The organism is Burkholderia sp. BCC1996 (assembly GCF_905339955.1).
In the GTDB taxonomy this organism is placed as follows: Bacteria; Pseudomonadota; Gammaproteobacteria; order Burkholderiales; family Burkholderiaceae; genus Burkholderia.
Map to the genome: position 1 here is coordinate 131,831 of NZ_CAJPHM010000004.1, position 26,174 is coordinate 158,004.

Below are 26,174 nucleotides of genomic sequence, written 5' to 3' on the forward strand. Positions count from 1 at the left end.
GCCGCCGGCTCGACCCCTCATCAACCCGCACCGGCCGGCTCCGTCCGGCGCCGCTCCTGACGAGCGTTCTAGCAAGACGAAGGATTTCATGAAACGTTTCGCCTTTTCCTCTCGCGCCATCCAGGTTTCGGTGGTGGCGCTGGCGCTGGGCGCGCTCGCCGGCTGCGATACGCTGAACGATTATCTGGCTCCTGACCGGGTCAACTACAAGAACACGGGTTCGGCGCCGCCGCTCGCGGTGCCGAGCGACCTGAAGCCGGTGCCGACGACCCAGCAGTTCGTCGCGCCGCCGAGCAACGCCGGTCTCGGCACGCTGCCGCCGCGGGCGACCACGGCCTCGGGCAACGCGACCGACGGCGTCCCGAGCGCGCAGGATCCGCTCGGCATGCATATCGAGCGCGACGGCGATCGCCGCTGGCTCGTCGTGGACGGGCGCACGCCCGAGCAGCTGTGGCCGATCCTGAAGGAGTTCTGGCAGGAAAACGGCTTCTCGCTGAAGACCGACGCACCATCGACCGGCATCATGGCCACCGACTGGGCCGAGAACCGCGCGAACATTCCCGACGACTGGTTCCGCCGCACGATCGGCAAGGTCATCGACTTCGCATACTCGTCGGGCACGCGCGACCGTTTCCGCACGCTCGTGAACCGCACGCCGGACGGCAACACCGACATCTCGATCACGCACAGCGCGATGGAGGAAATGATGGTCGGTCCGCAGGGCGGCACGTCGTCGCGCTGGGAAGAGCGTCCGCGCAACCCGGTGCTCGAAGCCGTGTTCCTGTCGAAGCTGATGCAGAAGTTCGGCCTGAGCGACGCGCAGGCGAAGCAGCTGCTGACCGATGCGCGTCCCGCGACGGCGCCGGCGAAGGTCGCAGACACGAGCGGCGGCGCCGCGACGCTGCAGCTGGCGGAATCGTTCGACCGTGCGTGGCTGCGCGTCGGTCTCGCGCTCGACCGCACCAACTTCGCGGTCGACAATCGTGACCGCGAGAAGGGCCTGTACACCGTCCGCTACGCGAACACGATGGAAGAGCTGAAGCGCGACGGGCTGTTCGGCAAGCTGTTCTACGGCGGCCCGTCGGCGGCCAAGCCGGGCAAGGAATACCTGGTCAACGTGCGCGCGCAGGGCAATGGCGGTACGCAGGTCGCGGTGGTCGACGCGAACGGCCAGGTCGACAACTCGTCGGACGCGCAGCGGCTCATTTCGCTGCTGCAGGCCCAGCTGAACTGACCGCGTGCGCTTCGCCAGCCTTGGTAGCGGCAGCGAAGGCAACGCGCTGGTCGTCGAGGTGTCGAGCGGCACGACGACCACCCGCGTGCTGCTCGACTGCGGTTTTTCTGCGAAGGAGGTCGAGCGCCGCCTCGGCCGCCTGAATCTCGGCATCGACGATCTCGATGCGATCCTCATCACCCACGAACACAGCGACCACGTCGGCAGCGCGCTGACGCTCGCGCGGCGCGGGTCGCTGCCGCTCTACATGAGCTGGGGCACGGCGCGCGCAGTGGGCGCGGACGAGGCCGATGTCGATCTCCACGTGTTGTGGGGCGACGAGACGGCCGCGATACGCGATCTGGCCGTGATGCCCTATACGGTGCCCCACGACGCGCGGGAACCGCTCCAGTTCGTCTTCATGGACGGCTGCCGCCGGCTCGGCGTGCTGACCGACGTCGGCATGGCCACGCCGCACATCACGACCGTCCTGAGCGGCTGTGACGCGCTGGTGCTCGAATCCAACCACGATACCGCGATGCTCGCCGGGAGCCGCTATCCGCAGTCGCTGAAGGCGCGGATCGGCGGCAATCATGGCCACCTGAGCAACGATGCCGCCGCCGGCATCCTCGCATCGCTCGAACGCAGTCGCCTCCAGCATCTGGTCGCGGCGCACCTGAGCCAGCAGAACAACCGGCCCGAATTGGCCCGCCAGGCGTTTGCCGGCGTGCTGGGAACGGACGGGGAGGACGTGGTCGTGGCCACGCAGGACGCGGGCTTCAACTGGCTGACGCTCGGTTGAGCGGGCGCAGAGCGGCGCGGGAAGGGGCGGGCGGCGGCTTGGCCTGCTTGCCTGCCGGGTGCGATGCGCGGAACCGACAGACGTAAAAAAACCGGCCCGAAGGGCCGGTTTTTTTTCAGCTGATGCTGAGGCTTACTGGCTTGCGCCCGAAGCCGGAGCAGCCGTCGCTGCCGAAGCAGCCGACGCCACAGCAGCAGCTGCGTCGCTCGCAGCAGCCGTTGCCGACGAAGCAGCAGCCGAAGCGTCGCTCGCAGCACCAGCAACTGCCGAAGCAGCCGACGAAGCAGCAGCCGATGCGTCGCTAGCAGCCGACGAAGCAGCTTGATCAGCGCTCTTGTTGCAAGCAGCCAGTGCAACAGCAGCCAACAGGGAAGCTACGAGGAGGGATTTCTTCATGATCACGTCCTTTTATGGTTAAAGGTAAGCAACAGCGCGAAACAATACCGGTAATGTGCTCCAACACCGACCTGGGCCGCTGGTGGAGACGCACTTCTAGAGCGTGAATCTTCCCTACGGCTTGGGCGGAAATTATATGCACTTTCCTATCGACCGTCGACAAATGCGGGGTCAATACGTTGTCTTTCCCATACAGAATTTGATCTGCACGGGCATACGGGGCGGCCCACTAAATCCGGTATCCGACCCGCAGCCAGCCCGCACAATACCATTCGTGCAGCAAGGCTGTCATCGAGGGAGCCCGGGATAGTGTTACAAACCGTTTCGCCTCCATGTGGCGGAGATTGGCCAGTTCGGGCAGCCATTCGCCGGCTTGCTCGAGCGGTTGTTCCTCGCCATTAATGAAGTACGATCGCGCGTTATACATCAATGCGGCGCGTCTGTCGAGATGCACGCCCCGGCGCGACGCCTGCGCGACGAACGCGGCCTCGGACAGCGGCCGCGCCGGCGGCTCGAATACGACGTTCGATTTGGGCTCGCTCAGGTAGCAGCCGAGGAATTCGGCGACGTCGCGCTTGCGCCAGCGGATCGCCTCGACGATCTCGGCGACGCGCTCGACCATCGCCGGCGGCAGTTGCGCGGGGGTGTCGACCGCCGGCTGCTTGGGGTCGCGGTAGAGCGCGTCGCCGCGCTCGTCGCGCAGGCCGCCGCGTTCCGCGAGGTAGTACAGGAATTGCGCGCCCAACTCCCCGGCGGACGGCGCCCGGAAGCCGATCGAGCAGGTCATGCATTCGCCTTCGGCCACGCCGTCGTGCGCGATGTGCGGCGGCAGGTACAGCATGTCGCCCGGCTCGAGCACCCATTCGTCGCTCGGCTCGAAATGCTCGAGGATCTTCAGCGGCACGTCCGGCTGCAGCGACAGGTCCTTCTGCGCACCGATGCGCCAGCGGCGCCGGCCTTCGACCTGCAGCAGGAATACGTCGTACGAGTCGAAGTGCGGGCCGACGCCGCCGCCGTCCGTCGCGTACGAAATCATCAGGTCGTCGAGACGCGCGTCCGGGATGAAGCGGAAGCGGTCGAGCAGCGCGCGCGCCGCATCGACGTGCAGGTCGAGCCCCTGCACGAGCAGGGACCAGGATTTGCGCGAGATGGCCGGCAGCGCGCCCGGCTCGAACGGGCCGTGCGCAAGTTGCCACTTGTTACGAAAATGGGTGATCAGTCGCGATTCGGCGTCATAGTCGGCTGCCAGCTCGAACAATGCGTCGCGCGTGACAGGCGCCTTCACGCCGGGGATCGCCTGGCGGATCAGCAGCGGCTTTTTCTGCCAGTAGCGGCGCATGAATTGCGCCGGCGTGAGGCCGCCGAGCAGCGGCGTGGGAAGATCGGAAGGCGGCGCGCCGAGCGGGGCGTGAGCGGCATCCCGCGGTTCGGCTTGAGACCGGTTGCGCATCGTATAATGAGACTTGTATTTGGGAGAATTGGATGAAAATCGCAAAAAACACCGTCGTGTCGGTCGCTTACAAGCTGTCGGATGCGCAAGGCAATCTGATCGAGGAAAGCGACGAGCCGATGGTTTATCTGCACGGCGGCTATGATGGCACGTTCCCCAAGATCGAGGAACAGCTCGACGGCCAGGAGCCCGGTTACCAGGCGCAGGTTCAGCTCGAGCCGCAGGACGCGTTCGGCGACTACGATCCCGAACTCGTGAAGATCGAGCCGCGCGATCGTTTTCCCGAGCCGATCGAAGTGGGCATGCAGTTCGAAGGCACGCCGGAAGACGGCGACGAGGAAGTGGATTCGCTGATCTACACGGTCACCGACATCGCCGAAGACAAGGTCGTGCTCGACGGCAACCACCCGCTCGCGGGCATGGCGCTGCGTTTCGCGCTCACGGTCAAGGACGTTCGCGAAGCGACCGAGGACGAGATCGAGCATGAGCACGCGCACGGCGCGGAAGGCCTCGAAATCGTCGACGAGGACGAAGACGAGGACGGCGACGCACCGTCAGGGCGCACCCTGCACTGAACTGGCGGGCAGGCCGGGCGCCGGCCCCGAGGCAGGGGGCGGCGCGGGCCACGAGGCGCTGCCCGGCGTCGCGCCGTCGCCCTGCAGCGGCGGCGCGACCGACGACGAGTCGGGCAGGGCCGGCAAGGCCGGGATCTCCGGCATCTGCGGCAGCGGGACCTCGTCGCGCGGCACGACCGGCAGCGCGGGCGGGGTCGGCAGATTCTTCGGCACGTCCTGCAGGCTCACGTTGAAGATCGTCTGCCGGGCCGGCGACACGTTGACCTTCACCCACTGATTCGCCGGCTGACGCGGTCCGATCGCGACACGCGTCACATTTCCCACCAGCACACCGTCGTCCGCATGCAGCGGGCGATCGATCAGGAAACCATTCGCAAGCGGCTCGCTGCTCGCGTGCATCACCAGAATCGGGCCGCGGAATGTCGCCGCCGCCTTCACCAGCGTTCGTTTCAGTTCACGGAAGCCGTCGCGCACGCGCGGCCGGTTGAAACGCAACCACGCGAAGCGTTCGGTCCGCTCGTAGCGATCGAACTGCGGATCGCCTTCGAACATCACCACCATGGCGCGCGCTTCGCGCCGCTTCGCGTATTCGGCCGCGTGGTCGATCCAGAAGCCGTTCGCGACGATGCGGTCCTCGAATTCACCGTTGCGGCCGCCGGCCGTCAGATAGTGATTGTTCGGCGCCGGTGCGTTCAGCGCGACGTAGACGACGTCGTCATGCATCCAGCGCGCGTTTTCGCGATACGGCCGGAACCGCGCGACTTCACTTTCGCGGGTGATCTGCAGCGCGCCGGCGTCGGGCAGCGCGGCGTCCGCCAGCAGCGTCTGGCGCAGGAAGTCCAGGCGTTCGACCGGATCGTAGCTGCCGCCGGCCGCGGTGTTGCACGTGACCCAGTCGTCGTGGCCGGGAATGAACACGAGCGGCACGCGCGATGCGCCCAGGATCGCGCCGCGCTGCGTGTACAGCGGGTCGCGGCACGCTTCCTTCGCACCCTTGAGGTCGCCCGCATAGACGACGAAGGCCAGATTGCGCTCGCGCGCGATCGATTCGAACAGCCGCTGCGCGGCCGGCTCGTCGGCCGGCGCGTTGATGACGCCCGACACGATCGCGAACGAGTAGGGAGCGGCGGCACGCTTGGGCGGCGCCGCGAGCGCGCTCGCCTGGGCGAGCGCGAGCATCGCCGCGACCAGTGCGGTTGCGGCGGCGCGGGCCGGCCGGCCCGACAGGAGGCGTTTACGCGTGCCCGTCGGCATCGTGCGAGCGGACGAGCGTGCGCAGTTCGTACAGCAGGTCGAGCGCCTCGCGCGGCTTGAGGTCGTCGGGATCGATGTCGCGCAGCTTTTCGAGTGCCGGATGCGGGACGTCGGCCGGCGCCGGCGCATCCGCGCACGCGAGTTCGTCGGCCGCGGCGGGCGGCGCGCTGAACAGGTCGAGTTGCGGCGTGTGCTGAGCGGCCGACTGCTGTTCGAGATACGCGAGATGCTTGCGCGCGGCGCGGATCACCGGCGCCGGCACGCCCGCGAGTTGCGCGACCTGCAGCCCGTAGCTCTGGTTCGCCGGGCCTTCGTTGACCGCGTGCAGGAACACGATGCCGTGGCCGTGCTCGACGGCCGACAGATGGACGTTGGCCGCTTGCGGGAATTCGGCCGGCAGCTGCGTCAGCTCGAAGTAGTGCGTCGCGAACAGCGTGTAGCAGCCGTTTTGTGCGAGCAGGTGACGCGCGATGGCCCATGCGAGCGCGAGGCCGTCGAACGTCGACGTGCCGCGGCCGATTTCGTCCATCAGCACGAGGCTCTGCGGTGTCGCGTCGTTCAGGATCGCGGCGGCTTCGGTCATCTCGACCATGAAGGTGGAGCGTCCGCCGGCGAGATCGTCGGCCGCGCCGATGCGCGTGAAGATCCGGTCGATCGGGCCGAAGCAGGCCGATTTCGCGGGCACGTAGCTGCCGACGTACGCCATCAGCGCGATCAGCGCCGTCTGCCGCATGAAGGTCGACTTACCGCCCATGTTCGGGCCGGTGATCAGCAGCAGCTTGCGCTCGGCGCCGAACCGGCAGTCGTTCGCGATGAACTGCTCGACCTGCGCTTCGACGACCGGGTGGCGACCCTGTTCGATCTCGATGCCGATTTCGTCGGTGAAGGCGGGCGCGACCCAGTCGAGCGTGCGGGCGCGCTCGGCGAACGCGGCGAGCACGTCGAGCTCCGCGAGCGCCGACGCGACGCGCTGGCACTCCGGAATGAACGGCAGCAGCGCCTGCAGCACGCCGTCGTACAGCGCGCGCTCGCGGGCCAGCGCGCGTTCCTGCGCGGACAGCGCCTTGTCCTCGAAGGTCTTCAGTTCGGGCGTGATGTAGCGCTCGGCGTTCTTCAGCGTCTGGCGGCGGCGATAGTCGTCGGGCACCTTGTCGGTCTGGCCGCGCGTGACCTCGATGTAGAAGCCGTGCACCTTGTTGTATTCGACGCGAAGGTTCGCGATGCCCGTGCGGGTGCGCTCGCGCGCCTCGAGATCGATCAGGAACTGCCCGCAGTTCTCGGAGATGTCGCGCAGTTCGTCGAGCTCCGCGTCATAGCCGCGCGCGATCACGCCGCCGTCGCGCACCATCGCGGCCGGCTCGGGGGCGATCGCGCTCGTCAGCAGGTCGAGGCATTCGGCGGGCGGCGCGAGCGCCGCGTCGACGCGGGCAAGCGCATCCGCGTTCGCGACGATCGCGCTGATGCGCTCGCGCAGCGCGGGCAGCGCGGCAAACGTGTCGCGCAGGCTCGACAGGTCGCGCGGCCGCGCGGACAGCAGCGCGAGCCGCCCGGTGATCCGTTCGACGTCGGCGATCTGGCGCAGCGCGCTGCGCAGTGCGTCGAGGCTCGCGTTCGCGGGCGCGTCGAGCAGTGCGCCGATCGCTTGCTGGCGCGACTGCGCGGCGACCGACGCGCGCGGCGGGTGATGCAGCCAGTGACGCAGCAGGCGGCTGCCCATCGTCGTGCAGCAGGTGTCGAGCAGCGAGTACAGCGTCGGCGATTCGGTACCGCGCAGCGTTTCGGTCAGCTCGAGGTTGCGGCGCGTCGCCGGATCGAGCCCGATGTATTCGGTTTCGTTCTCGACCTTCAGGCTGCGCACGTGACGCAATTGCTGACCCTGTGTCGCGGCTGCGTACAGCAGCAATGCGCCGGCGGCTCCGCATGCGCTCGTCAGCGAATGCGCGCCGAAGCCGTCGAGGCCCGCGACGTCGAGCTGGTCGCACAGGCGCTGCGTGCCCGATGCGATATCGAAGTGCCATGCCGGCACGCGCTTGATCGCGCCGGCGCCCGCCGGCACGGCGTCGGTCGCGCCGTCCGCCGTCAGGATTTCGGCCGGCCGGATGCGTTCGAGCGCGGCGCCGAGCTGGTCGGGTTCGATCTCGGCGAGCCGCAGCGCGCCGCTCGCGAGGTTCAGCCACGCGAGGCCGATGTTGACCGCGACGCCGCGCTTGTTGTGGCCCGTGCACATCGCGAGCAGGTAGACGTCGTTCTTGTCGGACAGCAGTGCCGCGTCGGTCAGCGTGCCGGGCGTGACGACGCGCACGACCTTGCGCTCGACCGGCCCCTTCGACGTGGCGGGGTCGCCGATCTGCTCGCAGATCGCGACCGATTCGCCCATTTTCACGAGCTTCGCCAGATACTGTTCGACCGCATGATGCGGGACGCCGGCCATCTTGATCGGCGTGCCGGCCGAGGCGCCGCGTTGCGTGAGGGTCAGGTCGAGCAGGCGTGCGGCTTTCTCCGCATCCTCGAAGAACAGCTCGTAGAAGTCGCCCATCCGGTAGAAGACGAGCGTGTCGGGGTGATCGGCCTTGATGCGCAGGTACTGCTGCATCATCGGAGTATGGCCGGCGAAGGCTTCGGGCGACAGCGTGGTCATAGGTCAGGCAGGAAGTTGTTGCTTTGGTTGCCCGAGTTTACCAGTCGCTTCCATGCGCACGCGCGAAGTTCGCCGTTCGGCCAGTTGCCGGCGGCCGCGACGAGCCGCTGCCGGCTTGGACGGTCGGATGTCCAAAGCACCCGAAATCGGCTGGACGTCGCCGGATCCGCTACCTGATCTTGAACGAATAATCGCCGTGCGTGCGATGCCCGTCCGACGCGACCGCCACCCAGTGCACCGTGTACGTGCCGGGTGGCGATGGCGGCAATGCCACATGGATCGCCTTCGTGTCATTCGGGTCGACTTCCGCCTTTTCCGTGTTCACCTGTTTGCCCGCCGAATTGCTGACGCTGAGCGAGCTGAATGCGGGTTCGAGCGGTCCGTCGAAGATGATCGTCACGCCTGCCGGCGCCGCTACTTCCGCGCCCGCGGACGGCGATTGTTTCTGCGGAAACACATGGGCGAATGCCGTCGACGCGGTCAGGATGCCCGTCGCGAAGGCAGCTGCGCATGCGCCGGAATGAAATCGGTCGAATCTGCGCATCATTATTCTCCGTTGCCGAACAGCGGCTTGCCGATCGAGCGGGGCAGGATGTCATCGAGATAAAGATGCACTTGCAACAGGATGCCCACGCCCGTTCCGCTCGCGTGATTGACCGGGATCTGCGCCTCGATGCCGAGCTGGCCCCAGCGATTCAGCCACAACGCGCCGGGGTTGATCGTTCCGGTCGTATGGCCCGAACACGGACTGGCGGTGCACGTGCTCATCGGCAACTCGACGACCGGGATCAGGCTGTCGAACGGCGCCTTGAGGCCCACGTCGCGCACGAAGTGCTGCAGATAGGGCAGGCTGTATTGCACGGTGACGCCCCAGTTCAACGAATTCGGATCGGCACGGTTCAATGCCAAGCGGGGGCCGACGGTGCCCGTGATCGCCAGCGGCTTCAGGTACTTCAGGCTGTCTGGCAGGTCGCCGAAGCCCTTGCCGAAGTACAGCGTCGGCGTGATCGCCGAGTGCGGATCGGCGATCGACCTCGCCCCCGTTCCGCCCAGCTCCGCGGTCGCGCCGACGGAGGCCATGAGCTCATGCCTTTCGTTGACGTAGAAGCGGTATTTGGCACCGACCTGCCAGTTGTCGAAACCGCGCGCCGAGCCGTCATTGGGCGCATTGAGATTGACGTACGTGCCGGTCACGGATAGCTGGAAACGGGACGTGATCAGCTTGTCCCATTCGAGTGTCGTCGTGTTGCTGTTCTGCTTGTCGCCGTCATCCGTGTCGGACTGGAGGTGGCCGAACTCGAGGTTGAGTTCGTCCCCGACGCCGGGATCGTCGACCGCCATGGTCGCCGGAAACACGCGGTTGCCGGCAATCGCGTGAGCCGTTGCAACGGACGGTAAAAGCAGCAGGACGGCAAATGCGGCTGGAATGACGGACGCTACAAGCGCCGGCATGGTATTGCGTGCAGGTTGGGTGTACATGGTCCCCTCGTTCTGAAGATCGCGTCGATGCGCTCGCGGGTCCGTCAAAAGACAAAGGACGCGCGAGCACCGGCGATGCAATGTCACAAGCATCGCCGCTGGCTGACTCATTCAGGATGAAAGCGGAGGGGCGCGCGGCTGTGCCGCGGTAAATCGGAAAGCGCTGCGGGGTGCCTGCAACAGGGGCGCCAACGCCGGATGAGCGGCCCGGTCCGTCGGCACGAATCCCGAGGTTCCGCCCAGTAACACCGGCATGTCGGCAAGCAGCCCGCAATATGCGCACGCCTGCCAGTGAACTGCCTTCCCGGGCAACGATGAACGGTCGGGGGCGGTGACATCCGGACCGTCCTCGCTCCGTACTGTACAGAACGACCCGGATACCGCCTCGAATGCTCGCTCGGACGACAGGCTCTGCGACACAGTCGGCGCAAGCGTCGTCAGCAGGATCGCAAGCAATCCCAGAATGCTGCCGATCTTCCTGCGAAGCAGAGCTGACATGACCTTGGCGGAATCATGCACCAGCAGGCGCGTTGCCGAAATTATGGCATGCGTGCCGGACCGCCCCCGATGGGTAATCTCCCGCCTCGTGCATACGCAACGGGAGGAATTTCGTGTCTGTTCTGACGCATGTCGGGCGTTCGTTTGCGCCAGACGCGACCGGCCGCTTCGGGTGCGGGAGCGGCCGGTGCAGGCGTTTCATGGCGTAGGCTCGGGCCTCATCGCTTGGTCGATGCTTGGTCGGATGACGCGCAGGTACCGCTGCCTTCATCGGCGTGACGTCGGCAGGTGCGGTGGCGGGTCGGGCGTTCATGCGACGCGCAAAGCTCGCGTCGGCCACGCTCCTCAAACGTTGTCCATGCGCCAACGACGCGGCGTAACACCGGTCACGCGCGTGAATGTTCTCGTGAAGTGGCTCTGGTCGGCGAAGCCGCATGCATCCGAGATCATTTGCAGCGGCATCGACGATGTGCGCATGTACATCATTGCGCGTTCGATGCGCTGATTGATCAGCCAGCGATGGGGCGGTAACCCGGTGGTCTGATGAAAGGCCTTGACGAAGTGGCCACGAGACAGGCCGCACGCTTTCGCCACGTCGGCGATCGAGATGTTGCCGGTAAGGTGTTCGAGCAGAAAGCCTTTCGCCACGCGCTCCTGCCACGCCGTGAGTTTGCCGGTCGACTTTTCCCGCCGCTCGCCGATGCCGCCGTACAGACGCGCGACATGCGTCTGAAAGGCGAGCGCGACGTGGTCGATAAACAGCTGGGATGCGTGCTCGGGCCGCGCCAGGGCGGGGAGCAGGGCTTGGCCCAGGCGATGGATGACCGGATCCGTCGCACTCAAATGCGGCGGCAAGTAAAGCTGGGGCCGCTGCCTGCCACCGATTTCATCGACTGTCTCCTCCAGCGTTCGGCGCGGGAGGTGAAAATGGATGCAGTCGAACGCCCCCTTCAGGTCGGAAACCCAGTTGCGATCGAGGTCGTGAATCGTGACGGTCCCCGCGTCATAGGGGACGAAACGAGCAACACGTCCGTCAAGCCACAATTCCTGTTCGCCGAACGCGCGCAATTGCAACACGATGAGATCGGCGTCTTCAAGTTCGTATGGCGCGGTTCGGCCAATATTTCTACGAGATGTCTGCAGTCGGCTGATGCCGACCTGGGCGTGCGGCAGCGTCTGCGTGACCACGCTTTGCCTGAGGTCGGCCGGCATGAAATCAGATGACGCGTTGTCCGACTGTGCGGCGGTCATGGATTCGTGGAAACGTGGAGCATTCGGCCGCGGAGTATACCAAAGCGAAATTTGGCCTGGCATCGGCCGTGTTCGGCACATTGACCACTAATGGCCGCGGCGCATCGCAAAGAGGGGGCTTCGCGTGGCGAGCCTTGTCAGGCAGGGTGCAGATACCGCTGGATCACCCGGCGCACGGACCTTCGTGCGCCGGGCCTGACGGGCAAGATCAGGACGCGTGCGCCGACATCAGATCGAGGGCCACCGCCTGCGCGACCTCGATACCGTCGATGGCTGCCGAATAGATGCCGCCGGCATACCCGGCGCCTTCGCCGGCCGGATACAACCCTTCGACGTTCACGCTCTGGTAATTGTCCTTGCGCCGGATCCGGATCGGCGATGACGTGCGCGTTTCCACGCCGGTGAGCACCGCGTCGTGCATCGCGAAGCCGGCGATCTTCTTGTCGATCTGCGGCAGCGCTTCACGAATGGCTTCGATCACGTAGTCGGGCAGCGCGGTGCTGAGGTCGGTCGGGCGCACGCCCGGCTTGTACGACGGCACCACGGAACCGAGCGACGTCGACGGCCGTCCTGCGATGAAATCGCCGACCAGCTGGCCCGGCGCGCTGTAATCGCCGCCGCCGAGTTCGAACGCGCGTTCTTCCCACTTGCGCTGGAACGCGATGCCCGCGAGCGGGCCGCCCGGATAGTCCTCCGGCGTGATGCCGACGACGATGCCCGCGTTCGCGTTGCGCTCGGCGCGCGAATACTGGCTCATGCCGTTGGTGACCACGCGGCCCGGCTCGGAGGTCGCCGCGACCACCGTGCCGCCGGGGCACATGCAGAAGCTGTAGACCGCGCGTCCGTTGCTGCAGTGATGAACCACCTTGTAGTCGGCCGCGCCGAGCTGCTTGTGGCCCGCGAACTTGCCGAAGCGGCTGCGATCGATCAGCCCCTGCGGATGTTCGATCCGGAAACCCAGCGAGAACGGCTTCGCTTCGACATACACCCCGCGATCGTGCAGCATCTGGAACGTGTCGCGTGCGCTGTGGCCCACGGCCAGCACCACGTGATCGCACCGGAGCGTTTCGCCGTTCGACAGCGTCAGCGAGCGCACCTTGCCCTGATCGATCTCGATGTCCTCGACCCGGGTTTCGAAGCGCACTTCACCGCCCAGTTCGTGGATGGTCGCGCGCATCTTTTCCACCATGCTGACGAGGCGGAACGTGCCGATATGCGGCCGGCTCAGATACAGGATGTCCTCCGGCGCGCCGGCCTTGACGAATTCGTCGAGCACCTTGCGGCCGTAGTGATGGGGATCCTTGATCTGGCTGTACAGCTTGCCGTCGGAAAACGTCCCGGCCCCGCCTTCGCCGAACTGCACGTTGGACTCGGGATTGAGGACGCTCTTGCGCCACAGGCCGAAAGTGTCCTTGGTGCGCTCGCGCACGGCCTTGCCGCGTTCGAGGATGATGGGGCGGAAACCCATCTGCGCGAGGATCAGCCCCGCAAACAGGCCGCACGGCCCCATGCCGATGACGACCGGGCGCAGGAAGTTGCCGTGCTCGGGCGCCTTCGTGACGAAGTGGTACGCCATGTCGGGCGTCACGCCGCAATGCGGCGTGCCGGCGAGTCGCGGAAGCACGGCCGCTTCATCCTTGACCTCGACATCGACGATGTACGTGAGCTTGATGTCGGAGCGCTTGCGCGCATCGTGCGCACGGCGGAACACCGTGTAACGGAGGAGCCCGTCTGCCGCCACGCCAAGCTCCGCGAGGCGCGCGCGAATCGCGGCTTCGAGGGCGCTCTCGGGGTGGTCGAGCGGGAGTTTAAGTTCGCTTAGCCGTAACATGAGTATTCGGATACGGTCGCCACGAAGTCGTGGCGGTGTTGAGACGGGCGCGGGCGCGGCGCGGATTTACTCCGCTGCCGGATGCATGTAGCTGTAGCGGTTCAGGATCGGGATCATCTGCGCGTAGATCTTCGGATTCGCCGCGACGATCTCATGACGATGCAGGAAATCGGCGTCGCCCGTGTAGTTGCCGACGAGGCCGCCGGCTTCGGTGATCAGCAGGCTGCCCGCCGCCATGTCCCACACGTTGATGCCTTGCTCGAAGAACGCGTCGAGACGGCCGGCCGCGACGTTCGCGAGATCGAGTGCGGCCGCGCCCGGGCGGCGCAGCCCCGTGCAGGCCTGGGTCATTTCGGTGAACAGGCGCGCGTAGGCGTCGAGGCCGTCCTTCTCGCGGAACGGGAAGCCCGTGCCGACCAGCGCGTCCGCCAGGCGGTCGCGGCGGCCGACGCGGATGCGGCGGTCGTTCAGGTACGCGCCGCGGCCGCGGGTGGCCGTGAACAGGTCGTTCTTGTTCGGATCGTAGACGACGGCCTGCGTGACGACGCCCTTGTGCTCGAGCGCGATCGACACGCAGTAGTAAGGGAAGCCGTGGATGAAGTTGGTCGTGCCGTCGAGCGGATCGATGATCCACTTGAATTCGGATTCGTTCTCCGATTCGCCCGATTCTTCCGCGAGGATCGCGTGGTCGGGGTAGGCGGTCTTCAGCGTCTCGATGATCGCCTCTTCGGCGGCCTTGTCCACTTCGGTGACGAAGTCGTTCTGCTGCTTCTTGCGGATCTCGATCAGGTCGAGGTCGAGGGAGGCACGGTTGATGATCTGTCCGGCGCGGCGCGCAGCCTTGACAGCGATGTTGAGCATGGGATGCATGAGCCTGGATCCTGTAGCCGGCGGCACGGGCCGCCACGAAGTGGAACACACCGCCCGGAACGGCGCAAAACGTGCCGGGCGAGATGAGACGCGAATTGACAAAGAGCAGGGTACGACCCGCGTCGCACGGGGTGCGGCGCGTAAGCGCATGATTTTACCCGATTTTCGGGAGTTTCAGGTGACCGGGATGCGGGGAAACCCCACTGGCCGTCCGGACGAGTGGGTTTGCCGGGGCGATGGCGATACCATACTGCCATTCTGACGAACCGAGTCGTATGTAGTGGAAACCCCGCAGAACCCCGCCGTGCCGTCCGAATCGGGCGCGGCTTCGTCCCCGCCGCCGTCCGGCGGCTTCACTTCCACCCGTTTCGTGCTCGTCGAGCCGAGCCATCCCGGCAATGTCGGGGCGGCCGCACGCGCGCTGAAGACGATGGGTTTCTCCAGGCTCGTCCTGGTCGCGCCGCGCGTGCCGCACGTGCAGAGCGACCCCGAGGCGATCGCGATGGCGAGCGGCGCGGACGACGTCCTCGCGTCCGCGCACGTCGTGCCCACGCTCGGCGACGCGCTGTCCGGCGTCCACTGGTCGATCGCGCTGACCGCGCGCACGCGCGAATACGGACCGCCGCGCCTTGCGCCGCGCGCGGCCGCCGAACAGGCGCACACGCAGGTCGGCACCGGTGACATCGCGCTCGTGTTCGGCAACGAACGGACGGGCCTTGCGAACGAGCACGTCGAGCAGTGCAGCGCGCTCGCGCATATCCCGGCGAATCCGGCCTACAGTTCGCTGAACCTCGCGCAGGCCGTGCAGGTGCTCGCGTATGAACTGCGTGTCGCGTTCCTGGAGCAGGGGAGCGAGTCGCCGCGCGACGCGCAGCCCGAGGTCGGCACGCTCGCGCAGAGCGACGAGATCGAGCGGATGTACGCGCACCTCGAGAATGCGCTGGTCGCGCTCGATTTTCTCGACCCGCGCAACCCGAAGAAGCTGATGCCGCGGCTGCGGCGCCTGTTCGCGCGCACCGGCCTCGAGCGCGAGGAGGTCAACATCCTGCGCGGCATCGCGAAGCACATCCTGCTGAAGTCCGGCACGCCCGAAGGCGACGCGTAAGCGGCCGAAGTACGCCGTGGCCGGGCGCTCATGCGTTCGACGGATGCGCTCCGCCTGCAGCCGGCGTGTCGCATCGGCCGCCGCGACGGGGGTGCCCGGTCCGTGCCCGGCCACCGGATGACCGCATAACCGCATAACCGCGTTACCTGGCCACGACGGGCGTCCCGCGCGAATACCCGCGCCGCCGACGGGGTGAACGCGCGACGCTGTGCGGCCGCGGGCGAGTGGCCCTACAATCGCCGAACATCATAAGCAAATTACCCGGCGCGATAACGACCGGCCGTTGCCGGCGGGCGTGCCGGCCTTTTCCCCAGCCCAGACCCGATCATGTTCACCAGACTGCGCGAAGACGTTGCGACGATTCGCGAGCGGGATCCCGCCGCTCGCAGTGCCTGGGAAGTGCTGACCTGTTATCCGGGGCTGCACGCGCTCGTGCTGCATCGCTTCGCGCATGCGTGCTGGCGCGCGAAGCGCTACTGGCTCGCACGCTTCGCGTCGCAGGCCGGGCGCTTCCTGACGGGTATCGAGATCCACCCGGGCGCGACGATCGGCCGGCGCGTGTTCATCGATCACGGGATGGGTGTCGTGATCGGCGAAACCGCGATCGTCGGCGACGACTGCACGATCTATCAGGGCGTGACGCTCGGCGGCACGTCGCTCACGCGCGGCGCGAAGCGCCATCCGACGCTCGAGGCCGGCGTGATCGTCGGTGCGGGCGCGAAGGTGCTCGGCGGTTTCACCGTCGGCGCGGGCGCGAAGATCGGTTCGAACGCGGTCGTCGTGAAGCCGGTGCCGGCAGGCGGCACCGCGGTCGGCAATCCGGCGCGCATCGTGATGCCGGCGCAACCGAAGCCGCAGCCCGAGCGCGCCGCGTTCTGCGCGTACGGGATCACGCCGAACGCGGACGACCCGATGTCGCTCGCGATTCACGGCCTGATCGACCACGCGGCGAAGGAAAGCCGGCGCGTCGACGAGATCGTCGCGGCGCTCGAGCAGCTCGGCACGCATCTGGAAACGCTGCAGGGTGCGGACGCGGCGCGTCTCGATCTGCGCAGGCTGTCGGCGGTGCTGGAAGGCAAGGCGGTCGAGCGCCAGGCGTAACGCGGCGCATGCCGGCGGCCGCCGGCAGCTGCGGTCGTGTCGCTCGCGTCAGTCGAGCGGCATCGCGTGGATGCCTTCGGCGTCCACGCGCAGATAGCCGCCGCGCGGCATGCCGTGGTCGAGATCCCAGTCGGGCAGTACCCAGCGAATCCCGCCTGGTTCGAGGTGGCGCGCGGGGCGATGCGTGTGGCCGTGAATGATCACGCTCGCACGGCTCTTCCGGAACAGCGCGGCGATGCCTTCACGCGTGACATCGTAGATCGCCGAAGCGGGGCGCATCCGGCCCGCTTCGCTGTTCGAGCGCATCCGTTGCGCGAGCGCGCGGCGCCAGCGGAACGGCCACGCGAGAAACAGCGCCTGCGCGACGCCATTGCGGGCAAACCGCCGAAATATCTGATAGCCGCGATCGGCCGTGCATTGCGCGTCGCCGTGGGTGAGCACGATGCGCTGGCCGAACGACGTGATCAGCGCCGGGTCGCGCAGCAGCATCGCGCCGGCCGCCTTCATGAAGCGCCGGCCGAGCAGGAAATCGCGGTTGCCGTGCATCACGTAGAGCGCGATCCCGCGCTCCGAGAACGTATGCATCAGCGCGGCCATGCGTGCCGCGAACGGATCGTGGTCGAGCACGTCGTCGCCGATCCAGTATTCGAACAGGTCGCCGAGGATGAACACCGAGTCGGCGCTGTCGGCCGTGTATTTCACGAAATGCTCGAACGCGGCGACCGTCTTCGGAATCGCCTCGCTCAGGTGCAGATCGGAGAGAAACAGGAACGGGCGTGCGGCTTGCGCGTATTCGCGCTCGCCCGGCACGCCCGCGGAGACGCTTCGCGGCGGACTCTCCTGCAACATCGAAGTGCCTCCGTAACGGCTGTGGGTCAGACCACCACGGCCTTTTCGATCACGACGTCGTCGGTCGGGACGTCCTGGTGGAAGCCCGCGTTGCCCGTCTTGACGCCCTTGATCTTGTCGACCACGTCCTGGCCTTCGACAACCTTGCCGAACACGGCGTAACCCCAGCCCTGCGGCGTCGGCGACGAGTGGTTCAGGAAATCGTTGTCGTTCACGTTGATGAAGAACTGGGCGGTCGCCGAGTGCGGATCGTTCGTGCGCGCCATCGCGATCGTGTAGTTGTCGTTCTTCAGGCCGTTGTTCGCTTCGTTGTCGATCGGCGCGTCGGTCGGCTTCTGCTTCAGGCCCGGCTCGAAGCCGCCGCCTTGAATCATGAAGCCGTTGATCACACGGTGGAACACCGTGCCGTCATAGTGGCCCTTCTTCACGTAGTTGAGGAAGTTCTCGACCGTCTTCGGTGCCTTCGCGGCGTCCAGCTCGAGCTTGATCACGCCGTGGTTCGTGTGCAGTTCAACCATGATGAATTCCTTCGGTGAGGCGGTTTAAATGGCACGCGGCCGGTCGTGCGACGCGGCCGCGTGTGGCGCCGGACGTGCCGGCAGGTGCTTATTTCGAAACGATGCTGGCCGATTCGATCAGGACCGGCTGGGCCGGCACGTCCTGCATCGGGCCGCGCGAGGTCGTCGCCACGCCTTCGATCTTCTTCACGACGTCGAGGCCCGACACGACCTTGCCGAACACCGCATAGCCGTTGCCGTCCGGGTTCGGGTAGTCGAGGCCGCTGTTGTCGACCGTGTTGATGAAGAACTGCGCGGTGGCCGAGTTCGGATCGCTGGTACGCGCCATCGCGATCGTGCCCGTCAGGTTCTTCAGACCATTGCGGCTTTCCAGCGGGATCGGCGCGCGGGTCGGCTTCTCCTCGAAGTTGGTCTTGTAGCCGCCGCCCTGGATCATGAAGCCCTTGATCACGCGATGGAAGATCGTGCCGTTGTACTGGCCGGCCTTCACGTAGTCGAGGAAGTTGGCGACCGTCTTCGGCGCCTTCTCCGGGTAGAGCTCGACACGGATGTCGCCCTGGGAGGTCTTCAGCTGCACGACGGGGTGCGCGGTGGCCGATTGCGCGAACGCGGGCGCGGTCGCGAGAAGGGCGGCGCCGCCAAGCGCCAGCAACAGACGTTTCATTGCGATCCTCAGGTTGGGAGGGAGGGAAGGTTGCGCCGCTTACTGCGACGGCGCGACGTACGGCGCTGTCAGCGCACCGGACGGACCGTTGAACTGGAACGTCGGCGACATCGGCAGCGTAGTGGTGCTCACGTTTGCGGCGGCGCGATCGGTGTACGCGCGCGTGGCCGGCGTGACGGCGCGCGCGTTGGCTGCCGGCTTCGGCGGCGACACGATCTTCTGCAGGTCGGCGAGGCGCTGGGCGGTCGCGCCGCTCGTGCGGCCGAGCGATTGCGCGCGCTTGTACGATTCGGCCGCGAGGCGCAGATAGAGGTCGCCGAGGTTTTCGTAAGCGAGCGAGTAGCTCGGGTTCGATTGCGTCGCGGTGACGAGCGCGCTGCGCGCTTCGTCGTAGCGGCCGTGCTTCGCGTAGAGCGCCGCGAGGTTGTTGTACGGTTCGGGCAGTTCGGGGTAGGCCTGCGTGATCGCGACGAACTGCTGGATCGCGTCGTCGTCGCGGTTCAGGCGGGCGAGCACGGTGCCGCGCTTGAACTGCGCCTGCACGTCGTGCGGATTCGCCGCGATGCGCGCGTCGAGTTGCGCGAGCGCCTGTTTCCATTGCTTGCCGGAGATCGACGCGTCGATTTCGGGCGTGCCGTCGGCGGTGGCCGGGGCCTTCTGCGCATGCGCCGCGGGGGCCGCGAACAGCGTCAGCGCGACGCCCATGACGGCGGTCGCAACGAGGGTCGCAGCGCTCGGCGCGCGGCCGCGATGAGGTTTCATAGGCGTAAATCGGAATGTTATACTCCGAGCCATTCTAACAAAACGTCTGCGCGTTCCGGCGAGCGGCAGACAGTCTTTCTTTGCCTCTCGTGGCCGTCACCGCTGTGCTTGCAGCCTGACCGCCCCATGTGATAACGAGGACGCGCGGCGGCGAGCCGCAGCTGGTGGTCCGTCCGTTTCGCATGCTGGGCGAGCTTCGCCAGGGCGGTTTCCTTCGGCTCACGGTTCATCTCTATGGAATCACTGCGCATCTACAACACGCTCGCGCGTGACAAGCAAGTTTTCGTGCCGCGCCAGTCAGGCGAAGTGCGGATGTACGTATGCGGGATTACCGTCTACGACTATTGTCACGTGGGCCACGCGCGCATGCTGGTCGTGTTCGACCTCGTCCAGCGCTGGCTGCGTGCGATCGGCTACCGGGTCACGTACGTGCGCAACATCACCGACATCGAGGACAAGATCATCCGCCGCGCGGTCGAGAACGGCGAGACGATCAAGTCGCTGACCGACCGGTTCATCGGCGCGATGCACGAGGATGAGGCGGCGCTCGGCATCCAGCGTCCGGACATCGAGCCGCGCGCGACGCAGTTCATTCCGCAGATGCTCGGGATGATCGAGAAGCTCGAGGCGAACGGCTACGCGTACCAGGCGAGCGACGGCGACGTCAACTATTCGGTGCGCAAGTTCGCGAACTACGGGAAGCTGTCGGGCAAGTCGCTCGACGACCTGCGCGCGGGCGAACGCGTAGCCGCAAACGATGCGAAGCAGGATCCGCTCGACTTCGTGCTGTGGAAGCGCGCGAAGGAGGACGAGCCCGACGGTGCGTCATGGGCATCGAAGTACGGGATGGGCCGGCCGGGCTGGCACATCGAGTGCTCGGCGATGGGCTGCACGCTGCTCGGCGAGCATTTCGACATCCACGGCGGCGGGCAGGATCTGCAATTCCCGCACCACGAGAACGAGATCGCGCAGAGCGAGGGCGCGACCGGCCAGACGTTCGTCAACTACTGGATGCACAACGGCTTCGTGCAGGTCGACAACGAGAAGATGTCGAAATCGCTCGGCAACTTCTTCACGATCCGCGAAGTGCTCGAGCGGTACGACGCCGAGGTCATGCGCTTCTTCATCGTGCGCACGCACTACCGGTCGCCGCTCAACTACAGCGACGTGCATCTCGACGACGCGCGCGCGTCGCTCACGCGCCTGTACACGGCGCTGAAGGATGTCGAGCCCGACACGCTCGCGCTCGACTGGAACGAGCCGCACGCGCAGCGTTTCGCGGCCGCGATGAACGACGACATCAACACGCCGGTCGCGGTGGCGACGCTGTTCGAACTGGCGGGTGAAGTCAATCGCACGCGCGATGCATCGCTCGCGCGGCAACTGAAACAACTGGCCGGCCTCCTGGGCCTGCTCGGCCGCGAACCGCGCGCGTTCCTGCAGCAGGGCACCGGTGCCGCGCAGGCGGGCGGGCTCGCAGCCGACGAAATCGAAGCGAAGATCGCCGCGCGTGTCGCGGCGAAGCAAGCGAAGGACTATGCCGAAGCGGACCGGATTCGGGCGGAACTGCTCGACGCCGGTATCGCACTTGAAGACAAACCGGGCGGATCGACCGAATGGCGTCGCGTATGAGCGCGATGCGTTCCACTGACCGATCCGTCAGGTAGGAGGCAGGATGGCAACGGCCAGAAAAGCGCCGGTCAGGCGTGCGACTCCGCTCGCCGCGCGTCCGGCAGCCAAGCGCGCGCCAGCCGCGAAGGCGGACGCGACGCGCGCCGTGCCGAACGGCGCGCTCAACGGTCATGCAAAGCCCGCGCGCGCGAAGGGCGTGGACGCGGCGCAGCCGGAGGTCGCGATGGCGGCCGCCGACGCGGCCCGCAAGGTGCGGGCAGCCGATGCGGCAGTCGACGGCGCCGATGGCGTCGTGCGTCCCGCGTACTGGGATAAAGCGAGCGCCGATCTCGTCAAGCGCGACCGCATCCTGAAGAAGCTGATCCCGAAATTCGGCCCCGCGCATCTCGTGAAGCGCGGCGACCCGTTCGTCACGCTCGCGCGTTCGGTCGTCGGCCAGCAGATATCGGTGCCGTCCGCGCAGGCGCTGTGGGCGCGCATCGAGGATGCGTGTCCGAAACTCGCACCGCAGCCGGTCATCCGGCTCGGCGCGGACAAGCTGATCGCGTGCGGGCTGTCGAAGCGCAAGACGGAATATATTCTCGATCTCGCGCAACACTTCGTGTCGGGCGCGCTGCACGTCGACAAATGGACGTCGATGGACGACGAGGACGTGATCGCGGAACTCACGCAGATCCGCGGCATCAGTCGCTGGACGGCCGAGATGTTCCTGATCTTCAACCTGTCGCGGCCGGACGTGCTGCCGCTCGACGATCCGGGCCTGATCCGCGCGATCAGCGTCAATTACTTCAGCGGGGAGCCCGTCACGCGCAGCGAGGCGCGTGAAGTGGCCGCCAACTGGGAGCCGTGGCGTACCGTCGCGACCTGGTACATGTGGCGCAGCCTCGACGCACCGGACGCCGACGCCGATTGACGGCTATCGGGTTTTAAACATCAATAGTTGAGAGCCGGTTTTGCACGTCGCCCGCGCGGGTAGAATACGCGCTGCCGCAAGACCCAAGGATTCGAACACATGAAGACCACGTTTCTGGATTTCGAACAGCCGATCGCCGAACTCGAGGCCAAGATCGAAGAGCTGCGATTCGTGCAGGACGACTCGGCTGTCGATATTTCGGAAGAAATCGAGCGGCTGTCGAAGAAAAGCCAGCAACTGACGAAGGACCTCTACGCGAACCTGTCGCCGTGGCAGGTCTCGCAGATCGCGCGGCATCCGCAGCGTCCGTACACGCTCGATTACGTTGCGGAACTGTTTACCGATTTTCACGAGCTGCATGGCGACCGCGCGTTCGCGGACGACCTGTCGATCGTCGGCGGCCTCGCGCGCTTCGGCGGCCATCCGTGCATGGTGATCGGCCACCAGAAGGGCCGCGACACGAAGGAGCGCGCCGCGCGCAACTTCGGGATGCCGCGTCCGGAAGGCTATCGCAAGGCCGAACGGCTGATGCGTCTCGCCGAGAAATTCGGGCTGCCGATCTTCACGTTCGTCGACACGCCGGGCGCATACCCGGGCATCGGCGCGGAAGAGCGCGGCCAGTCGGAGGCGATCGGCCGCAACCTGTACGTGATGGCCGAACTGAAGACGCCGATCATCACGACCGTGATCGGCGAGGGCGGTTCGGGCGGTGCGCTCGCGATCGCGGTGGCCGACACCGTGATGATGCTGCAGTTCTCGACCTACTCGGTGATCTCGCCGGAAGGCTGCGCGTCGATCCTGTGGAAGAGCGCCGCGAAGGCGCCCGAGGCCGCGGAAGCGCTGGGCCTGACCGCGCATCGCCTGAAGGCGCTTGGCCTGATCGACAAGATCATCAACGAGCCGCTCGGCGGCGCGCACCGCGATCCGAAGGGCATGGCCGCGCTGCTGCGCCGTGCGCTCGCCGATTCGCTGCGCCAGTTCCAGGGCATGAGCATCGATGCGCTGCGCGAGCGCCGCTTCGAGCGCCTGATGGCCTACGGCAAGTTCAAGGAAACCACGCCCGGCGCATGACCGGCGTGTTCGTATCGCGCGCCGTCCGGCGCGCGTCTCGTTCGTGATCCCCCCGACCGAATTCTCCGCCGACCGCGTCGTCCTCGACGCGGTCGGCGTTGCGCTTGCCGATCTGCCGGCCGATGCGCGCATCGCGATCGCGTACAGCGGCGGCCTCGACTCGACGGTGCTGCTCGACGCGGCCGTGCGTGTGGCGGGCGCCGCGCGTTGCGTCGCGCTGCACGTGCACCACGGCCTGAGCGCGAACGCCGACGCATGGGTCGCGCATGCGCAGGCGACGGCCGGGCAACTTGGCGTCGCGTTCGAGTCGGAGCGTGTCGATGTGCCGCGCGACAGCGGCCTCGGCATCGAGGCGACCGCGCGCGAGCGCCGCTATGCGGCGCTCGACGCGATGTGCGAGCGCCACGGCGTGGCCGCGCTCTGGGTCGCACAGCATGCGGACGACCAGGCGGAGACCGTGCTGCTTCAGCTGTTGCGCGGCGCGGGGATCGCGGGCCTGGCCGCGATGGCACCGCGTTATCGGCCTGACGGCGCAAGCGTCGAGCGCGTGCGGCCGCTGCTGCGATTGTTGCGCGCGCAACTGGAGCGCTATGCGGCGCAGCGCGCGCTGACGTGGGTCGACGACGAATCGAACGGCGACACGCGCTACGCGCGCAATGCGCTGCGCATCGACGTGCTGCCGGCGCTCGCCGTGCATTTCCCGGGTTTTCGCGATGCGCTGGGCCGCGCGGCCCAGCATGCGGCCGCCGCGCAGCGGCTGCTCGACGATCTCGCCGAACTGGATTTCGCCGGCGCAGCGCGCGACGACGGCCGCGCGCTGTCGCGCGATGCGCTGGTCTCGTTCGACGATACGCGCGGCGCCAACCTGCTGCGTTTCTGGATGCGCCGGCTCGGGCTGCCCGGTGCGTCGGCGGGGCGGCTGGCGAACATGATGCGGCAGCTGCGCGCCGCGCACGACGCACATGCGCTGCGGGTCGATCACGCGGGGCAGTGCCTGCGGCTCTATCGCGACACCGTGTACTGGGAGGCGGGCGACAGCGCCGAGCCGGCCGACGACGGCACCGGAACGCCGCATCCCGAATCCTCGCTCGCGTGGGACGGCCAGGAAGTCTGGCGCGTGCCGGCATGGCGCGGCACGTTCGTGTTCGCGCCGGCCGAGGCCGGCAGCGACGGTGCGGTGCCGGAGGCGCTGCTGCGCGGCGCGACGCTCGCCGCGCGTGCCCGCGCGGGCGGCGAGCGGCTGCGCACGTCGCCCGGCGGCCCGGGCCGCACGCTGAAGAACCTGTTCCAGGAGCGCGGCGTGCCGGCCTGGCAGCGCGACGTGCCGCTGTTGTTTGCGGGCGACCGGCTCGTCTACGTGCCGCGGCTCGGCGTGAACCACGGCGATGGGCTATCTGGCGACGGCGGATGGCGCCGGATCGAGTGGCGTCCCGACCTGCTGATCGCATAGCGGCGACACGCTTGCCGCCGCGCGATCGCGCGCCGGTTTTCACCATTTGGTAAACAGCGCCGGAACGCTTGCCGAACCGGCGAGCGGCTTGTCAAGCGGGCCTCTATCGGGTACGCTCGGTCGTTTGCTCGGCTCGATTTTTGAGCGATTTGTGCAGGTTTTCCGCGTGACGTACCCGGTTTGCGCGGCCTGATCGGCCTTCCGGGCAAAATCCGTCACGCTTGCGTGTTGCGTCCCAGCCGTCCCCCTCGTCGTCCGTCCACAGCCACAAGCCGCGTGACCGAACGGCAACGCGGCCTGCCCAGCGCGCCCGTGCGGCTTCTCCTCCAGTTCAGAACGACAATGGCACTCATCGTACACAAATACGGCGGCACTTCGATGGGCTCGGTCGAGCGCATCAAGAACGTCGCGAAACGCGTCGCAAAATGGCATCAGGCCGGGCACCAGCTGGTGGTCGTGCCGTCCGCGATGTCCGGCGAAACCAACCGTCTGCTCGGTCTCGCGAAAGAGATTTCGAGCCAGCCGAGCCCGCGTGAGCTCGACATGATCGCGTCGACCGGCGAGCAGGTCAGCGTCGGCCTGCTGTCGATCGCGCTGCAGGAAATCGGCGTCGAGGCCGTGAGCTATGCCGGCTGGCAAGTGCCGATCAAGACGGACAGCGCGTTCACGAAGGCGCGCATCCACTCGATCGACGACGAGCGCGTGAAGGCCGATCTGAACGCCGGCAAGGTCGTGATCATCACGGGCTTCCAGGGCGTCGATCCGGACGGCCACATCACGACGCTGGGCCGCGGCGGCTCGGACACGTCGGCGGTGGCGGTCGCGGCCGCGCTGGATGCCGAAGAGTGCCTGATCTATACGGACGTCGACGGCGTCTACACGACCGACCCGCGCGTGGTCGAAGAGGCGCGACGCCTCGATCGCGTGACGTTCGAGGAAATGCTGGAAATGGCCAGCCTCGGCTCGAAGGTCCTGCAGATCCGCTCGGTCGAATTCGCCGGCAAATACCAGGTGAAGACGCGCGTGCTGTCGAGCCTGACCGATCCGCTGATTGCGCTCGACGAAGAAATGCGCTCGGGCACCCTGATTACTTTTGAAGAAGACGAGACCATGGAAAAGGCAGTCATTTCCGGCATCGCGTTCCAGCGCGACGAAGCACGCATTGCGGTGATGGGCGTGCCCGACAAGCCGGGCATCGCGTATCAGATCCTCGGCCCGGTCGCCGACGCGAACGTCGACGTCGACATGATCATCCAGAACCAGAGCGTCGAAGGGAAGACGGACTTCACGTTCACGGTCGGCCGCGGCGACTACCAGAAGGCGATGGACATCCTCACCAACCAGGTGCAGGGCCATGTGAGCGCCGAGCGCGTGCAGGGCGACCCGAAGGTGTCGAAGGTGTCGGTCGTCGGCGTCGGCATGCGTTCGCACGTGGGCGTCGCGAGCAAGATGTTCCGCACGCTGTCGGAAGAGGGCATCAACATCCAGATGATCTCGACGTCCGAAATCAAGATTTCGGTGCTGATCGACGAGAAATACATGGAGCTGGCCGTCCGCGCGCTGCACAAGGCATTCGAACTCGACCAGGCCGCGTGAATTTTTTCGTGATGCATTGAAGAAAATGCATCACGGAAATTGACGCACGGTTCGAAACCCTATATTATCTCGTTCTCGTCGCACTGCCTCCCTGGTGCGAGCGAAAGTTTGGGAGACGTGGCCGAGAGGTCGAAGGCACTCCCCTGCTAAGGGAGCATCTGGGCCAAAACCTGGATCGAGGGTTCGAATCCCTCCGTCTCCGCCAAAAGCGGTGACAAAGCCCCGCAAGTTCTCGGACTTGCGGGGCTTTTTCTTT

Annotated in this window: 25 protein-coding genes, 1 tRNA gene and 1 pseudogene; 12 read left to right on the plus strand and 15 right to left on the minus strand. The window is 66.7% G+C overall.

Features of this window, described 5'->3' with window-relative positions; translation table 11 throughout:
• Positions 1-88 precede the first annotated feature (88 nt).
• The 3 genes from bamC (at position 89) to U4Z64_RS06800 (ending at position 2,320) form a co-directional block, all read left to right on the plus strand.
• Positions 89-1,234 carry an outer membrane protein assembly factor BamC gene (gene bamC / locus U4Z64_RS06790; protein ID WP_044847990.1) on the plus strand — a complete coding sequence of 382 codons (1,146 nt, stop codon included), beginning with the start codon at positions 89-91 and terminating at the stop codon, positions 1,232-1,234.
• A 4-nt stretch (positions 1,235-1,238) separates the two neighbouring features.
• Complete coding sequence (locus tag U4Z64_RS06795) at positions 1,239-2,015, plus strand: MBL fold metallo-hydrolase (RefSeq protein ID WP_321819518.1); 777 nt, start codon at positions 1,239-1,241, stop codon at positions 2,013-2,015.
• Between the two features lie 122 nt (positions 2,016-2,137).
• Positions 2,138-2,320: a hypothetical protein gene (locus U4Z64_RS06800; protein ID WP_185500420.1), complete on the plus strand. Its 183-nt coding sequence runs from the start codon at positions 2,138-2,140 to the stop codon at positions 2,318-2,320.
• Positions 2,321-2,340: 20 nt separating this feature from the next.
• Here the strand turns inward: U4Z64_RS06800 and U4Z64_RS37585 are convergent, their stop codons facing one another.
• Both U4Z64_RS37585 and U4Z64_RS06805 read right to left on the minus strand, forming a co-directional pair.
• Positions 2,341-2,586, minus strand: a complete 246-nt coding sequence (locus tag U4Z64_RS37585) for a hypothetical protein (protein ID WP_011657350.1) — start codon at positions 2,584-2,586, stop codon at positions 2,341-2,343.
• A 54-nt stretch (positions 2,587-2,640) separates the two neighbouring features.
• Positions 2,641-3,861, minus strand: a complete 1,221-nt coding sequence (locus U4Z64_RS06805; protein ID WP_321819519.1) for a cupin domain-containing protein — start codon at positions 3,859-3,861, stop codon at positions 2,641-2,643.
• Between the two features lie 32 nt (positions 3,862-3,893).
• Between U4Z64_RS06805 and U4Z64_RS06810 the strand changes: the two genes are divergently transcribed.
• Positions 3,894-4,436: an FKBP-type peptidyl-prolyl cis-trans isomerase gene (locus U4Z64_RS06810; protein ID WP_044847987.1), complete on the plus strand. Its 543-nt coding sequence runs from the start codon at positions 3,894-3,896 to the stop codon at positions 4,434-4,436.
• Here U4Z64_RS06810 and U4Z64_RS06815 read toward each other — a convergent pair.
• From U4Z64_RS06815 to U4Z64_RS06850, 8 genes are all read right to left on the minus strand, one after another.
• Positions 4,416-5,690 (minus strand): hypothetical protein, encoded by a 1,275-nt coding sequence (locus tag U4Z64_RS06815; RefSeq protein WP_321819520.1) that lies wholly within the window; start codon positions 5,688-5,690, stop codon positions 4,416-4,418. The genes U4Z64_RS06810 and U4Z64_RS06815 overlap by 21 nt on opposite strands.
• Positions 5,671-8,328 carry a DNA mismatch repair protein MutS gene (gene mutS / locus U4Z64_RS06820; RefSeq protein WP_321801144.1) on the minus strand — a complete coding sequence of 886 codons (2,658 nt, stop codon included), beginning with the start codon at positions 8,326-8,328 and terminating at the stop codon, positions 5,671-5,673. The genes U4Z64_RS06815 and mutS overlap by 20 nt, the downstream gene beginning before the upstream one ends.
• Positions 8,329-8,497: 169 nt before the next feature.
• Positions 8,498-8,875, minus strand: a complete 378-nt coding sequence (locus tag U4Z64_RS06825; protein ID WP_321819521.1) for a copper resistance protein CopC — start codon at positions 8,873-8,875, stop codon at positions 8,498-8,500.
• Positions 8,875-9,807 carry a hypothetical protein gene (locus tag U4Z64_RS06830; protein WP_044847983.1) on the minus strand — a complete coding sequence of 311 codons (933 nt, stop codon included), beginning with the start codon at positions 9,805-9,807 and terminating at the stop codon, positions 8,875-8,877. The genes U4Z64_RS06825 and U4Z64_RS06830 overlap by 1 nt, the downstream gene beginning before the upstream one ends.
• A gap of 111 nt (positions 9,808-9,918) precedes the next feature.
• A complete protein-coding gene (locus tag U4Z64_RS06835) occupies positions 9,919-10,305 on the minus strand; it encodes a DUF2946 domain-containing protein (RefSeq protein WP_321819522.1) in 387 nt (128 codons plus the stop codon).
• 345 nt (positions 10,306-10,650) lie between these two features.
• Positions 10,651-11,556, minus strand: a complete 906-nt coding sequence (locus U4Z64_RS06840; RefSeq protein ID WP_321819523.1) for an AraC family transcriptional regulator — start codon at positions 11,554-11,556, stop codon at positions 10,651-10,653.
• A gap of 208 nt (positions 11,557-11,764) precedes the next feature.
• A complete protein-coding gene (locus U4Z64_RS06845) occupies positions 11,765-13,387 on the minus strand; it encodes an NAD(P)/FAD-dependent oxidoreductase (protein ID WP_124522119.1) in 1,623 nt (540 codons plus the stop codon).
• 66 nt (positions 13,388-13,453) lie between these two features.
• Positions 13,454-14,257 carry an inositol monophosphatase family protein gene (locus U4Z64_RS06850; protein ID WP_044847980.1) on the minus strand — a complete coding sequence of 268 codons (804 nt, stop codon included), beginning with the start codon at positions 14,255-14,257 and terminating at the stop codon, positions 13,454-13,456.
• 280 nt (positions 14,258-14,537) lie between these two features.
• On the opposite strand from U4Z64_RS06850, the gene U4Z64_RS06855 reads away from it, so the two are divergent.
• Complete coding sequence (locus U4Z64_RS06855; RefSeq protein WP_321819524.1) at positions 14,538-15,362, plus strand: RNA methyltransferase; 825 nt, start codon at positions 14,538-14,540, stop codon at positions 15,360-15,362.
• Positions 15,363-15,689: 327 nt separating this feature from the next.
• Entirely contained in the window at positions 15,690-16,463 is a 774-nt protein-coding gene (cysE, locus tag U4Z64_RS06860; RefSeq protein ID WP_044847978.1) for a serine O-acetyltransferase, read from the plus strand.
• 48 nt (positions 16,464-16,511) lie between these two features.
• Here the strand turns inward: cysE and U4Z64_RS06865 are convergent, their stop codons facing one another.
• The 4 genes from U4Z64_RS06865 to U4Z64_RS06880 form a co-directional block, all read right to left on the minus strand.
• On the minus strand, positions 16,512-17,312 hold the full coding sequence (locus tag U4Z64_RS06865) for a UDP-2,3-diacylglucosamine diphosphatase (protein ID WP_044847977.1): 801 nt from the start codon (positions 17,310-17,312) through the stop codon (positions 16,512-16,514).
• Between the two features lie 26 nt (positions 17,313-17,338).
• A complete protein-coding gene (locus U4Z64_RS06870; protein ID WP_006483987.1) occupies positions 17,339-17,830 on the minus strand; it encodes a peptidylprolyl isomerase in 492 nt (163 codons plus the stop codon).
• 88 nt (positions 17,831-17,918) lie between these two features.
• On the minus strand, positions 17,919-18,494 hold the full coding sequence (locus U4Z64_RS06875; RefSeq protein WP_012364186.1) for a peptidylprolyl isomerase: 576 nt from the start codon (positions 18,492-18,494) through the stop codon (positions 17,919-17,921).
• 39 nt (positions 18,495-18,533) lie between these two features.
• Complete coding sequence (locus U4Z64_RS06880) at positions 18,534-19,256, minus strand: tetratricopeptide repeat protein (protein WP_321819525.1); 723 nt, start codon at positions 19,254-19,256, stop codon at positions 18,534-18,536.
• Between the two features lie 234 nt (positions 19,257-19,490).
• Between U4Z64_RS06880 and cysS the strand changes: the two genes are divergently transcribed.
• From cysS to tilS, 4 genes are all read left to right on the plus strand, one after another.
• On the plus strand, positions 19,491-20,888 hold the full coding sequence (gene cysS, locus U4Z64_RS06885; RefSeq protein WP_044847975.1) for a cysteine--tRNA ligase: 1,398 nt from the start codon (positions 19,491-19,493) through the stop codon (positions 20,886-20,888).
• A gap of 43 nt (positions 20,889-20,931) precedes the next feature.
• The gene (locus U4Z64_RS06890) at positions 20,932-21,801 is read left to right on the plus strand and encodes a DNA-3-methyladenine glycosylase family protein (RefSeq protein ID WP_124488283.1); all 870 of its coding nucleotides are present in this window, start codon (positions 20,932-20,934) and stop codon (positions 21,799-21,801) included.
• Between the two features lie 99 nt (positions 21,802-21,900).
• Positions 21,901-22,872 (plus strand): acetyl-CoA carboxylase carboxyltransferase subunit alpha, encoded by a 972-nt coding sequence (locus U4Z64_RS06895; protein ID WP_006478433.1) that lies wholly within the window; start codon positions 21,901-21,903, stop codon positions 22,870-22,872.
• 43 nt (positions 22,873-22,915) lie between these two features.
• Complete coding sequence (gene tilS, locus U4Z64_RS06900) at positions 22,916-24,322, plus strand: tRNA lysidine(34) synthetase TilS (RefSeq protein ID WP_321819526.1); 1,407 nt, start codon at positions 22,916-22,918, stop codon at positions 24,320-24,322.
• A gap of 122 nt (positions 24,323-24,444) precedes the next feature.
• Here the strand turns inward: tilS and U4Z64_RS37590 are convergent.
• A pseudogene (locus U4Z64_RS37590) lies at positions 24,445-24,682 on the minus strand (hypothetical protein); the annotation flags it as partial.
• On the opposite strand from U4Z64_RS37590, the gene U4Z64_RS06905 reads away from it, so the two are divergent.
• Positions 24,665-25,918, plus strand: a complete 1,254-nt coding sequence (locus U4Z64_RS06905; protein WP_321819527.1) for an aspartate kinase — start codon at positions 24,665-24,667, stop codon at positions 25,916-25,918. The pseudogene U4Z64_RS37590 and the gene U4Z64_RS06905 sit on opposite strands and share 18 nt — an antisense overlap.
• A 111-nt stretch (positions 25,919-26,029) precedes the next feature.
• Positions 26,030-26,123: transfer RNA gene (locus U4Z64_RS06910), tRNA-Ser, on the plus strand.
• Positions 26,124-26,174 lie beyond the last annotated feature (51 nt).